We start from the raw sequence: 13,220 nt of genomic DNA on the forward strand, positions 1-13,220 counted from the left end.
CCCCCACGGTTTCCCAGCCGGCCGACGCGGCACCCGCCGCGTCGGCCGGCTGGCCGTTGGGGCGCGGTGCGCACGGGAAAACCCGATCGAGCACCCGCCCCGTTCGCGGTAACGTTCCTGGTGTCCCTGCCACCCCTACCGGCAGGGCCATCGATCCCGTACCGGCGGGTCATCCGGATACACACATGTACGTGGGGACTCTGTCCTTCGACCTGCTTCTCGGCGACGTACGGTCGCTGAAGGAGAAGCGCTCCGTCGTCCGCCCCATCGTCGCCGAGCTCCAGCGCAAGTACGCGGTGAGCGCGGCCGAGGTGGACCACATGGACCTCCACCGCAGGGCCGTCATCGGTCTCGCGTTGGTGTCCGGCGACGCGGGGCACCTGAGCGAGGTGCTCGACCGGTGCGAACGGCTGGTCGCCGCCCGCCCCGAAGTGGAGCTGCTGTCCGTCAGGCGGCGCTTCCACGGCGAAGACGACTGACGACCCCAAGAACGAACCGGACAGGAAAGAACGGGAGACGGACCAGTGGCCGACAACGCGCGGGCTAAAAGGCTGGCGGACCTCATCCGAGAGGTGGTGGCCCAGAAGCTGCAGCGCGGGATCAAGGACCCGCGGCTCGGCTCGCACGTCACCATCACGGACACCCGGGTCACGGGTGACCTCAGGGAGGCGACCGTCTTCTACACGGTGTACGGGGACGACGAGGAGCGGGCGGCCGCGGCCGCCGGTCTGGAGAGCGCCAAGGGCGTGCTCCGTTCCGCGGTCGGCGCGGCGGCGGGCGTGAAGTTCACGCCGACGCTGACCTTCGTGGCCGACGCGCTGCCCGACACCGCCCGGACCATCGAGGACCTCCTCGACAAGGCCCGCCAGTCCGACGAGAAGGTGCGCGAGGTCTCGGCCGGCGCCAAGTACGCCGGCGACGCCGACCCGTACCGCAAGCCGGACGAGGACGACGAGACGGACGACACCGCCGAATGACCCAGAAGCCCACCACGCCCGACGGCCTCGTCATCGTCGACAAGCCGTCGGGCTTCACTTCGCACGACGTCGTCGCCAAGATGCGCGGCATCGCCCGGACCCGACGCGTCGGGCACGCCGGCACCCTCGACCCGATGGCCACGGGCGTCCTCGTCCTCGGCGTCGAGAAGGCCACCAAGCTCCTCGGCCACCTCGCGCTGACCGAGAAGGAGTACCTGGGCACCATCCGGCTCGGGCAGAACACCCTCACGGACGACGCCGAGGGGGAGATCACCTCCTCCGCCGACGCCTCCAAGGTCACCCGCGAGGCCATCGACGCCGGCATCGCCAAGCTGACCGGCGACATCATGCAGGTGCCGTCCAAGGTCAGCGCCATCAAGATCAACGGCGTGCGCTCCTACAAGCGCGCCCGGGAGGGCGAGGAGTTCGAGATCCCCGCCCGGTCCGTGACGGTCTCCTCCTTCGGCGTGTACGACGTCCGGGACGCCGTCGCCGAGGACGGCACGCCCGTGCTCGACCTGGTCGTGTCGGTCGTCTGCTCCTCCGGCACGTACATCCGGGCCCTCGCCCGCGACCTGGGCGCCGACCTCGGCGTCGGCGGTCACCTCACCGCCCTGCGCCGCACCCGCGTCGGCCCCTACAAGCTGGACGCCGCCCGCACCCTCGACCAGCTCCAGCAGGAGCTGACCGTGATGCCGGTCGCCGAAGCCGCCGCGGCCGCGTTCCCCCGCTGGGACGTCGACGCCCGCCGCGCCAAGCTGCTCACCAACGGCGTACGGCTGGAGATGCCCGACCAGTACGCGGGCTCCGGCCCCGTCGCCGTCTTCGACCCGGAGGGACGCTTCCTCGCCCTCGTCGAGGAGCAGCGGGGCAAGGCCAAGAGCCTGGCCGTCTTCGGCTGACCGCCCGCCCGGGGCGGTCCGCCCGTGGAGCGGCGACCACGGGGTACCTCCACTGCCGCCGCTCCACGGTCCCCCCTCGGTTCCCCCACCCCTAGGGTGTATCCAGCCGCCCCCGTTCCTTCACCCGTCTGTGCGGGCGCTCGGAGTGAACCGGGGGAGCGGAAGGGGGCGCTTTCGCAGAGCGATCTGTCCCGCTGATCATCCCGCCCCTACTGTCGAACACAAGGGCACGGGTGTACGGCGGGGAGGCTCGACGATGACGTCGCGGAACCGGTCCCGGGGGACACACGACAGCACAGCAGGCTCCCAGGACCGCCCCGGAACAGCGCAACAGACCAGCGGTACGGCGGAGTACGGAGACCGGGCGATCCCCGGCGAGGCTCTCGTCCGCATCCACGACCTGGCCGGCCGGCCCCGCGGCACCGGCTTCCTGGCCGACCGGCACGGCACGCTCGTCACCAGCCACGAGGCCGTCGACGGACTGCCCCGGCTCGTCCTGTACGGCGCCGGGGACCGCAGCCGGGTCGTGACCGCCGAGGCGGTCACCCCGCTGCCCGACCTCGACCTCGCCCTCGTCCGCACCGAGGGGCTCGGCGTGCCGCCGCTGCCCGTCACCGTGCGGGGCGGAGCAGAAACCGGCGCCTACGTGCGGATCGCCGCCGGGGGCTGGCGGGAGGCGCGGGTGCTGGGCACGACGGCCGTGACCTACGCGGCCACGGACCGCTTCCACCGCCTCGACGGCGCGCTCGAGCTCGCGGTCGGCACGGCAGGGCGGGACGCGCTGCGACTGGGCGGCGGAGCGGCCGGCGGCCCCGTGCTCGACGCCGGGACGGGTGCCGTCGTCGGCGTGCTCGGCACCGCGCTCAGCTCCGGCCACCGCGACGTCGGCTTCGCCGTCCCCCTGCACGCCGGGCCGGCCGGCGCGGCGGGACCGCTCGCCGACCTGCTCGCCGAGAACGCGGCGACGGTGCCCGCCTACGGCGCCGACCTCAACCTCGCCGGGGTGCTGGAGCTGACCGGCACGTCGGCCGGGCTGGACGGCCCGCCCGGCGGCACCGGCCTCCCGGAACCGGTCGAACGGGCCGCCGTGGTCGCCGGACTCGACGCCTTCACGGCGGGCCCGGCGGCCGTGCTCGGCCTCGTCGGGCCGCCCGGCAGCGGCCGCACCACGGAACTCGCCGCGCTCGCCGCCCGCCGCGGCCGCGGCGGGCACCCCACCCTGTGGCTGCGCGGCTGCGAACTGCGCGCCGACGACACCTCCGTGGCGGACGCGGCCCGCCGGGCACTGACCCGGGCCCTCCCCGTCGTGGCGGCCGCCCGCGCCCCCTTCCCCGCCGACCCGGGCGACACCACGCCCGAGCGCCTCGCCCGTCTCGCCGGCTCCCTCGGCCGCCCCCTGCTGCTCCTCCTCGACAACCCCGAGGAGATGCCGCCGGCCCTGGCCCGCCGCCTGGCCGACTGGACCGACGGGACGGTGCGGTGGCTGCGGGAGACGGGAGTGCGCCTGGTCGTGGCGTGCCGGACGGAGTACTGGGAGGAGGTGTCGGACCTCCTGGACCGGCCCGCGTGCCTGCGGCTCGGCGACCTCACCGAGGACGAGGCGAGCCAGGCCCGCCTGCGCCACGGCATCCCGGAGAGCGCCCTCGTCCCCGCCGACGCCCGGCACCCCCTCACCCTCGGCCTGCTCGCCGAGGTCAGGGCCGCCCTCGCCGACGCCCCCGAAGCCCCGCGCGCCGCCACCACCGACCGGGACGGCGTCCTCTGCGCCTACCTGGACCTGATGTCCCTGCGCATCGCCCTCCGCCTGGCCGCCGGGAACGGCCTGCACGGCACCGCCGTACGGCGGCTGGCCGCCAAGGTCGCCGGGCAGGTGCACGAGGCCGCCCGGCGCAGCCTCGGCCCCGGGCCGGGGGACCTGGACCGTGCGGCCTTCGAGGAGGTGTTCCCGTGGGGGCCCGCCCCGGCGCGGCTCGGCGGCGGCACCGGCTGGGCGTCGGCCGTCCTCGCCGAGGGCCTGCTCGTGCCCGCCGGGCCCGGCTACCGCTTCGCCCACGAGGAACTCGCCGACTGGCTCCAGGGCATGCACCTCGACCTCGACGAGGCCCTGCACGCCCTCGTCCACCGCCGTGGGGCCCCGCAGCCCGACCCCGTCCCGCACCACCGCATCGGACCCGTGGTCCAGGCCCTGCTGTGGCTCGCGCGCCAGCACGGCACGGAACGGCTGGCGGCCCGGCTCGCCGACCTGGTGCACGCCCTGGACGCCGACCCGCGGTCCTGGTGGGCCGTCCGGCTGCTCACCGGCACCCTGGCCGCCGTGCCCGACGCGACGCCGTACAGCGAGGTGCTGCGGCTGCTCGCCGACCGGATCGTGGCCTGGCGGCGGCTCGGGCAGCCGGTGCCCGAGGAGGCGGGGCCCGCCTTCTGGACCGGGCTGCGGCTGCCGGAGGGCGTGCGCTGCGCGCTGCTCAGGCGGCTGGTCCACGCCGACGGCCCGCCGTGCGAGGCCGGCCCCCGTTTCCTGGACGCCGTCGCCGGGCTGCTCGCCGCCGACCCCGCCGCCGTCCAGCCCCTGCTCGCCGACTGGTTCGACGACGAGCAGCCCCTGCCCGCCACCCCGCACGCGACCGTGGCCACGGCCGCGCAGGCGCTGCTGCACACCCACCGCCACGCCGCCCTGGACGACCTCGCGGACGTGCTCGTCGACCGCGCGCACCGGCGGGCCCGGGAACTGCTGGCCGCGCTCGCCGAGGAGGAACCGTCGGCGGTCTGCCGGGCCGTCGACCGATGGGCGCGCGACGAGCGGCCGGCGCGCCGGCGTGCCGCGATGGAGCACGGACTGCGCGTCGCGCGGCACGTGACCGCCGGAGGCGACCGGGCCCTCCTGCGCTACGCGGCCCTCACCCTGCTCGCCCGCCCCGCCGACCGCGCCCTGCACGGCGGAGCGCTCGCCCTCCTCGTCCAGGACCCGCACACCCGGGCCCGGTACCTCCCACGCGCGCTGGAGCACTTCGCGGCGGGCGACCCGCAGCTCCCGCCGGACGCCCTGGCCCGCGCCCTCCCGGTCTGCCCCGAGCCGGTCCTCGGCGCCTTCGCCGCGCGGCTGGAGCGGCCGGACCCGGAGGACGCCCTGCGGGCGCTCGCCGACGCCACCCCGCCCGGCCTGGCCCACCGGGTCGCCGCGCTGCTCCGGGAGGCGGCGGAACGGCGGCCGGAACTCGCCGGGCACGCGGCCGCCTACGTGGACCAGCGGCTCGACCGGGGCCCCGCCGCCCGGGCCGTGCTCCTGCCGCTGGTCACCGGCCTGCTGGAGGGCGGCCCCATCCGGCTGCGGTGTGCCCTCGCCACCGTCCTCACCCCGCCCGGCATCCCCGCCTCCCGCCCGCTCCGCCGCGAACTGCGCGACGCGCTCCTGGCACGCGAGCACGACACCGACGTGCTGGACGCGCTGCTGCACGCCGCCGCCCGGAACGGCGGCGACGACCTGCGCGACCTCGTCCGCCGCATCGGCCTGCTCCTGGCCCGCACCCCGGAGGGCGCGAGCCGCTTCGACCGCGCCCTGGTCGACCTCGGCCGGCACGTGCCCGGCTTCGCCGCCCGCCTGGCCGGCTGGCTGGCCGACGCTCCGGGGGAGTGGACGGCCCTGGTCGGCCCGAGCTGCCACCGGACGATCGAGAACCTGGCGGGCGTGCGCGTCCCGGCCTGACCGGTGCGGGCGTGCGCGTCCCGGCCTGACCGGTGCGGGCGTGCGCGTCCCGGCCTGACCGGTGCGGGCGTGCGCGTCCCGGCCTGACCGGTGCGGGCGTGCGCGTCCCGGCCTGACCGGTGCGGGCGTACGCGTCCCCGCCCGACCGGTGCGGGGTGCCGTGCGCCCGGTCACAGCGCCCATGCCGATGCGGGCGGCGGGGACCCGGCATGGCACCCTTAGACCTGCGTACGCGTCACCACGGACAACCGACCGGACACGGGTTCGACGAGCTTTCGACAAGGAGCAGGCACAGTGCAGCGCTGGCGTGGCTTGGAGGACATCCCCCAGGACTGGGGGCGCAGCGTCGTCACCATCGGCTCCTACGACGGAGTGCACCGCGGACACCAGCTGATCATCCGGCATGCCGTGGACCGCGCCCGGGAGCTGGGCGTGCCCGCCGTCGTCGTCACCTTCGACCCGCACCCCAGCGAGGTCGTCCGCCCCGGCAGCCACCCGCCCCTGCTCGCCCCGCACCACCGCCGCGCCGAACTCATGGCGGACCTGGGCGTGGACGCGGTGCTCATCCTGCCCTTCACGACCGAGTTCTCGAAGCTGTCCCCGGCCGACTTCGTCGTCAAGGTCCTCGTCGACAAGCTGCACGCCAAGGCGGTCGTCGAGGGCCCCAACTTCCGCTTCGGCCACAAGGCCGCGGGCAACGTGGAGTTCCTCGCCACGCAGGGCAAGACCTACGACTTCGAGGTCGAGGTCGTCGACCTGTACGTGACCGGCGAGGCGGGCGGCGGGGAGCCGTTCTCCTCCACCCTGACGCGGCGTCTGGTCGCCGAGGGGGACGTCCAGGGCGCCGCGGAGATCCTGGGCCGGCCGCACCGGGTGGAGGGCGTCGTCGTCCGGGGCGCCCAGCGCGGGCGCGAAATGGGCTTCCCGACCGCCAACGTGGAGACGCTGCCGCACACGGCCATCCCGGCCGACGGTGTGTACGCCGGGTGGCTGCACGCGCAGGGGGAGGCGATGCCGGCGGCGATCTCCGTCGGCACGAACCCGCAGTTCGAGGGGACCGAGCGGACGGTGGAGGCGTACGCCATCGACCGGGTCGGGCTGGATCTGTACGGGCTGCACGTCGCGGTCGACTTCCTGGCGTTCGTGCGGGGGCAGGCGAAGTTCGACACGCTGGACGCGTTGCTGGAGCAGATCGGGCGGGACGTGCAGAAGTGCCGGGAGCTGGTGGCGGCCGAGGAGGCTGCCTAGTTCGCTCGTGGGCCGGTGCCGGTGCGTCGTGGCTAGGCGCGCAGTTCCCCGCGCCCCTGAGGGCGTGAGGCAACCGCCCAGTGACAGGCCACCTGTGACGCGGAGCCGCCGCTGAGGATCTCCACGTCCTGGTTCCTGCAGGCGTCGGCCACGCCCGCCTGCTCCGCCGCGCCACCCGCCAAGATCTGGCAGCGGGCGTGGAAGCGGCAGCCTGACGGCACGCGGGACGGGTCCGGGGGTTCGCCGGTGAGGATCACCGGGGCGCCAGGGGCCTCGGGGAGCACGGACAGCAGGGCCTGGGTGTAGGGATGCCGCGGCGCCGTCAGGACCTGCTCCACCGCGCCCGTCTCCACGATCCGGCCCAGGTACATCACGGCGACCCGGTCGGCGATGTTCCAGGCCAGGCCCAGGTCGTGGGTGACGACCAGCGCGGACAGGCCGAGGTCGGCGCGCAGCCGCAGCAGCAGGGCGAGGATCTCGCCGCGTACCGAGGCGTCGAGGGACGCCACCGGCTCGTCGGCGACGAGGAGTTCGGGTTCCAGGACGAGCGCGCCCGCGATGACGACCCGCTGGCGCTGCCCGCCGGACAGTTCGTGCGGGTAGCGCAGGAAGAAGCGCTCCGGAGGGCGCAGGCCGGCCCGGGACAGGGCCTCGGCGACCGCCGTCCGCTCGTCGCCTCCGTAACCGTGGATGCGCAGGCCCTCGGCGACCGCGTCGTACACCGTGTGCCGGGGGTTGAGCGAGCCGCTCGGGTCCTGGAGGACGAGCTGGACGCGCTTGCGGTACGCCTTGAGGGACCGGCCGGAGTAGTCCAGCGGGCGGCCGTCGAAGGCGACCCGGCCCGCCGTGGGCTCGACCAGGCCCAGCAGGGCGCGGGCCAGGGTCGTCTTGCCGCAGCCGGACTCGCCGACCAGCGCGACGATCTCGCCGGGCCGGATGTCGAGATCGACCCCGTCGACGGCGCGGGCCCGGGGGCCGCCGTGCCGGCCGGGGAAGGTGACGTGGAGGCCCTGGGCGCTCAGCAGCGGGGCCGTCGCGACCTCGGGGGCCGTGGGGGAGAGGGTCATGGCGTGCTCGGCCTCGCTTCCTCCAGGGCCTCCGGGCCCTCCGGCGCTCGGCGCCCGTCACGGGCCTCCGCCGCGTCTCGGGCCTCCGCCGCGTCACGGGCCTCCGCCGCGTCACGAGACTCCGACGCGTCTCGGGCCACCTGCGTCTCATGGGCCTCCGGCGTGTCAGCCACCGGCGTGTCATGGGCCTCCGACGCGTCACAGGTCACATGCGTCTCGTGGGCCTCTGACGCGTCATGGGCCACCGGCATCTCACTTGCCTCTGCCGCCTCACGGGAGCCGTCTGTTCCGTCCACCGGCACACTCACCGGCGCACCCACCAGCACGCACGCCGCCCGTCGCTCCGCCCCCGCCTCCCGCAGCACCGGATCCTCCTCGGCGCACGCCTCCAGCGCCACCGGGCACCGGGGATGGAACGTGCACCCGGACGGCAGCGCGGCCGGGTCCGGCGGGTCGCCCGCCAGCCCCTGCGGCGCGAACCGGGAGGCCGGGTCGCCGATGCGCGGGAACGCGGCCGACAGGGCCCGCGCGTACGGGTGCCGGGCGTCCTCGTACACCTGCGCCGCCGGGCCCTCCTCGACCACCCGGCCCGCGTACATCACCGCCAGCCGGTCGCAGGTGTCGGCCAGCACGGCCAGGTCGTGGCTGATCATGATCAGGCCGAGGTCCTGGTCCGCGACCAGCTGCTCGATGAGCCGGAGGATCTGGGCCTGGATCATCACGTCCAGCGCGGTGGTCGGCTCGTCGGCGATGACCAGGCGCGGGTCGCAGGCCAGGGCCATGGCGATCATGACGCGCTGGCGCTGGCCGCCGGACAGCTCGTGCGGGTAGGCGTCGGCGCGGGCGGCGGGGAGGCCGACCTGCTCCAGCAGCTCGCCGGTCCTCTTCTTCGCCCCGGCCGGGGTCGCCTTCCGGTGCAGCAGGATCGGCTCGGCGATCTGGTCGCCGATGCGGTGCACGGCGTTCAGGGAGTGCATCGCGCCCTGGAAGACGACCGAGGCCCCGGCCCAGCGCACCGCCCGCACCCGGCCCCACTTCATCGTCAGCACGTCCTCCCCGTCGAGCAGGACCTCCCCGGTGATGCGCGTCCCGGACGGCAGCAGCCGCAGCAGGGCCAGGGCCAGCGTGGACTTGCCGCAGCCGGACTCCCCGGCCAGGCCGAGCTTGCGCCCCGCGTCGAGGCGCAGGTCCACCCCGCGCACGGCGGCCGCGCCGCCCGGGTACGTCACGGTCAGGTTCCTGACGTCGAGCAGACTCAACGCGACACCCCCAGCCTGGGGTTGAGGACGGACTCCACGGCCCGTCCGCACAGCGTGAACGCCAGCGCCACCACGGCGATGGCGATGCCCGGCGGCACCAGGTACCACCAGTCCCCGGCACTGACCGCGCCCGCCTCCCGGGCGTCCTGGAGCAGCCCGCCCCACGACACGACCGTCGGGTCGCCGAGGCCGAGGAAGGCCAGCGTCGCCTCGGCGAGGATGGCCGAGGAGATGATCAGGGTCGTCTGGGCCAGCACCAGCGGCATCACGTTGGGCAGGACGTGCCGGGACATGATGTGCCAGTGGCCGCCGCCGAGCGCCCTCGCCCGCTCGATGTAGGGCCGGGTCTCCACCGCGAGGGTCTGCGCGCGCACCAGTCGGGCCGTGGTCGGCCAGGTGGTGACGCCGATCGCGACGACGGTCGTGGTCAGCGAGCGGGACATCACGGTCGCCAGGGCGATCGCCAGCACCAGCGTCGGCATGACCAGGAACCAGTCGGTCACACGCATCATCACCGTCGCGTACCAGCCCCTGAAGTGTCCCGCCGTCACCCCGATCAGGGTGCCGATCGCGACCGACAGCACGGCCGCGAGCAGCCCGACCAGCAGCGACACCCGCGAACCCCAGATCACCAGTCCCAGCAGGTCCCGCCCGAACTGGTCCGTGCCGAGCGGGAACTCGGCGCTCGGGCTCTGCATCGGACGCCCCGGAGCGTCGGTCACACTGCTCACGTCGGAGCCCACGAACAGGGGCGCGGTGAGTGCCAGCAGCGCGCACAGGGCGAGCACGGCCAGGCCGTACAGCCCCGCCCGCTCGGCGCGGTACTGCCGCCAGAAGCGCGCGACGGAGGCCCGGCGGCGCTGCCGGGCCAGGGCGCGCGGGCCCGTGCCCGTGCCGGTCGACGTCGTCATCGGGCCACCCTGGGGTCGAGCAGCGGATAGACCAGGTCGGCGAGGGTGTTCATCAGGATCACCGCGGCGGCGAACACGAAGAACAGGCCCTGCACCAGCGGCAGGTCGGGCACGCTCAGCGCCTGGTAGAACAGCCCGCCGAGGCCCGGCCAGGAGAACACCGTCTCCACCAGGATCACGCCCGCCACCGTCCGTCCCAGGTTGATGAAGATCAGCGTCACGGTCGGCAGCAGCGCGTTCGGCACGGCGTGCCGGCGGCGTACGAGGTCGTCGCGCAGCCCTTTGGCCCGGGCGGTCGTCAGGTAGTCGCTGCCCATCTCGTCCAGCAGCGCCGACCGCGTGACCAGCAGCGTCTGCCCGTACTCCACCGCCACCAGCGTCACCACCGGCAGCACCAGATGGTGCGCCACGTCCAGGACGTACGCGAAGCCCTCCTCGCCGCCCGACTCCATGCCGCCGGTGGGGAACATGCCCGGCAGCGGGCCGATGCCCACCGCCAGCACGATGATCAGCAGCAGTCCGAGCCAGAAGGACGGGATCGAGTACAGGGTCAGCGCGAGGCCGGTGTTGACCCGGTCGCCGAGCCCGCCGCGCCGCCACGCCGAGCGGGTGCCCAGGAAGATGCCGAGCGCGGTGTAGAGGACGAAGGCCGTGCCGGTGAGCAGCAGGGTGTTCGGCAGCGCCTCGGTGATCTTGTCGACCACGGGCGCGCGGAACTGGTACGACGTGCCGAAGTCGCCGGTGAGGGCCTTGCCGCAGTAGTCGGTGAACTGCCGCCACAGGGGCAGGTCGAGCCCGAACTCCTCGCGGTAGGCGGCCAGCTGCTCGGCGGAGACCTGGCGGCCGCCGGTCATGGTCTTCACCGGGTCACCGGGGATCAGCCGGAAGAGGAAGAAACTGGTGACGAGGACGGCCAGCAGCGAGACGGCCGCGCCGGCCACCTTGCCGGCCAGGTACCGCGGGTACGCGGAGCGCTTGCGTACCCGCGGCCCGGCGGCCGGCCGCCTGTCCTCGACCAGCGCGGAGGTCGCGTCGGCGGTCATGGGTGCCCGGTCACTCACGGTCGTCGGCACCGGCCCGGCGGCGCACCGCCACGACCGTGCCGAGGCCGATCAGCAGGACGAGGCTCGTGGCGACGACGGCCACGACGGCCGTGGACGAACCGCCGGAGGAGTCGCCGGAGTCCGCCGGCACCGCCGACCACCAGCTCCAGTAGCCGTCCTGGCCGTAGATGTTCCCCGCCTTCGCCGGCATGGTCGTGATCGACTTGATCTGGTCCGTCCGGTACGCCTCGACCGCGTTCGGGTACGCCATGACGTTCATGTACCCGAGGTCGTACAGCCGCGACTCCATCTGCTTGACGATGTCCGCCCGTTTGGCGGGGTCGTACTCGGCGAGCTGCCGGGCGTAGAGCTCGTCGTACTTCTTGTCGCAGATGAAGTTGTCCGTCGCGCCCGTGTCCTTCGGGGTCGCCGGGAGCGCGCCGCAGGTGTGGATGGACAGCACGAAGTCCGGGTCGGGGTTCACGGACCAGCCGTCGAACGCCAGGTCGTACTTGCCGGCGAGCCAGGGGTCGGTCACGTTGTCCAGGCAGTCCAGCCGGACGCCGATGCCGAGGTCGCCCCACCACTCCTGGAGGTACTTGCCGACCGCCTTGTCGTTCGGGTCGGTGGCGTGGCACAGGACGCGGTAGGTGATCGGCTTGCCGTCCTTGCCGACGCGCTTGCCGTCGCCGTTCTTCCGGTACCCGGCCCGGTCGAGCAGCTGCGCGGCCTTCGCCGGGTCGTACGCCAGCTTCTGGCTCGCGGACGGCTTCCAGAAGTACTGCGAGAAGCGCGGCGGGATGTAGCCCTCGCCCTCGACGGCGTGGCCCCGGAACACCTTGTCGATGATGGCCTCGCGGTCCACGGCCAGGAACAGCGCGTTGCGCACCCGCTGGTCCAGCAGGGAGGGGTGGCCGTCGCCGAACTTCTCGCCGTTCTTCGCCTTCGCGCCCGGGTTGGTGGCGAGGGCGTAGAAGCGACGGCCGGGGGCGTCGTTGACCTTGATGTTCTCCGCGCCCTCCAGGGATTCCGCCTGGGCGGGCGTCAGCGACGGCGACCCGGCGACGAAGGACACCTCCCCCTTGCGCAGCGCCGACACGGCCGCGTCCTGGTCCTTGTAGTAGCGGAAGACCAGCTCGTCGAACCTGGGCGCCCCGCGCCAGAAGCTCTTGTTCGCCTTGAGCCGCACATAGCTGTCGGCCTTGTAGCCGGTCAGCACGAACGGCCCGTTGCCCACCACCGGGAAGCTCTTGTCGTTGTTGAACTCCGAGAAGTCCGAGACCTTCTCCCACACGTGCTTCGGCACGATCGGCACGTCGAGCGCGGTCATCGTGGCCTGCGGCTTCTTCAGCTCGATGACCAGCTTGGTGGGGCTCGGTGCCGTCACCTTCCGGAAGTTCCCGACGTAGCTGCCGTTCGCCGTGGCCGCGCCGGAGTCCGTCATCATCTTGTTGAACGTCCACGCCGCGTCCTCGGCGGTGGCCTGCCTGCCGTCGGACCACGCGGAGTTCGAGCGGATCGTGTACGTCCAGGTGAGCTTGTCCGGCGACGACTCCCACTTGGTGGCCAGGCCCGGGACGGCGTGGTTGTCCTTGGGGTCGTAGTTCGTCAGGTACTCGTACATGAGCCGGTGGATGCTCGTGCTGAGCAGCCGGACCGCCAGGAACGGGCTGAGCGAGTCCACGCTCTGCGCCACCGCGACGGTCAGCACCTTCTTGCCGTCGTCGGCCGCCCGGGCCTGCTGGGGCGCCGGGTCGAGCGGGGTCGCGAGACCGGCGGTGAGGGTGAGCGCGACCGCCCCGGCCGCGGCGATGAGCCGGAGGCCGCGCGGGAGGCTGCGTGTCTGATCGTTCGTGCCCATGGTCGGACCTCGCGTCATCGCTCGGACGGGAAGGACGGGTTGATCAGCTGTCAGTGGATGCTGAGTGTGTATCAGCGGCCGTTCCCAGCCGTCAACGGCGCGTTCACCCCTTGTGGCCTGCGGAAATAACGAATTGGCGAGCTTTTCGTGCCCATTGGTCGAGACCACTGACGCGCTCCTGGCCAGGGCCTGGCAACGGATTTCGCCCCTGGACGCGCCGAGGCCCGCGCCGGTCGGAACGGCGCGGGC

At 74.0% G+C, this 13,220-nt stretch carries 10 protein-coding genes; 5 read left to right on the forward strand and 5 right to left on the reverse strand.

Features of this window, described 5'->3' with window-relative positions:
• The first annotated feature begins 185 nt into the window (after positions 1–185).
• The 5 genes from C1703_RS29170 (at position 186) to C1703_RS29190 (ending at position 6,830) form a co-directional block, all read left to right on the forward strand.
• The gene (locus C1703_RS29170; protein WP_010042759.1) at positions 186–479 is read left to right on the forward strand and encodes a DUF503 domain-containing protein; all 294 of its coding nucleotides are present in this window, start codon (positions 186–188) and stop codon (positions 477–479) included.
• A gap of 45 nt (positions 480–524) precedes the next feature.
• Positions 525–977, forward strand: a complete 453-nt coding sequence (rbfA, locus tag C1703_RS29175) for a 30S ribosome-binding factor RbfA (RefSeq protein WP_114255623.1) — start codon at positions 525–527, stop codon at positions 975–977.
• On the forward strand, positions 974–1,879 hold the full coding sequence (gene truB / locus C1703_RS29180) for a tRNA pseudouridine(55) synthase TruB (protein ID WP_114255624.1): 906 nt from the start codon (positions 974–976) through the stop codon (positions 1,877–1,879). Before rbfA ends, truB begins: the two co-directional genes overlap by 4 nt.
• A gap of 256 nt (positions 1,880–2,135) precedes the next feature.
• Positions 2,136–5,582 carry a trypsin-like peptidase domain-containing protein gene (locus tag C1703_RS39085; protein ID WP_157993177.1) on the forward strand — a complete coding sequence of 1,149 codons (3,447 nt, stop codon included), beginning with the start codon at positions 2,136–2,138 and terminating at the stop codon, positions 5,580–5,582.
• Between the two features lie 294 nt (positions 5,583–5,876).
• A complete protein-coding gene (locus C1703_RS29190; protein WP_114255625.1) occupies positions 5,877–6,830 on the forward strand; it encodes a bifunctional riboflavin kinase/FAD synthetase in 954 nt (317 codons plus the stop codon).
• A 32-nt stretch (positions 6,831–6,862) separates the two neighbouring features.
• On the opposite strand, the gene C1703_RS29195 is transcribed toward C1703_RS29190, so the two are convergent.
• The 5 genes from C1703_RS29195 to C1703_RS29215 are packed head-to-tail and all read right to left on the reverse strand — an operon-like array spanning position 6,863 to position 12,971.
• A complete protein-coding gene (locus C1703_RS29195; protein WP_114255626.1) occupies positions 6,863–7,897 on the reverse strand; it encodes an ABC transporter ATP-binding protein in 1,035 nt (344 codons plus the stop codon).
• On the reverse strand, positions 7,894–9,156 hold the full coding sequence (locus C1703_RS29200; RefSeq protein WP_232840621.1) for an ABC transporter ATP-binding protein: 1,263 nt from the start codon (positions 9,154–9,156) through the stop codon (positions 7,894–7,896). The genes C1703_RS29195 and C1703_RS29200 overlap by 4 nt, the downstream gene beginning before the upstream one ends.
• Complete coding sequence (locus C1703_RS29205) at positions 9,153–10,067, reverse strand: ABC transporter permease (protein ID WP_114255627.1); 915 nt, start codon at positions 10,065–10,067, stop codon at positions 9,153–9,155. Before C1703_RS29205 ends, C1703_RS29200 begins: the two co-directional genes overlap by 4 nt.
• Positions 10,064–11,110, reverse strand: a complete 1,047-nt coding sequence (locus tag C1703_RS29210) for an ABC transporter permease (protein WP_114255628.1) — start codon at positions 11,108–11,110, stop codon at positions 10,064–10,066. Before C1703_RS29210 ends, C1703_RS29205 begins: the two co-directional genes overlap by 4 nt.
• Before the next feature lie 10 nt (positions 11,111–11,120).
• Complete coding sequence (locus C1703_RS29215; RefSeq protein ID WP_114255629.1) at positions 11,121–12,971, reverse strand: ABC transporter substrate-binding protein; 1,851 nt, start codon at positions 12,969–12,971, stop codon at positions 11,121–11,123.
• Between the last annotated feature and the right edge of the window lie 249 nt (positions 12,972–13,220).

Source organism: Streptomyces sp. Go-475 (assembly GCF_003330845.1).
GTDB lineage: Bacteria > Actinomycetota > Actinomycetes > Streptomycetales > Streptomycetaceae > Streptomyces.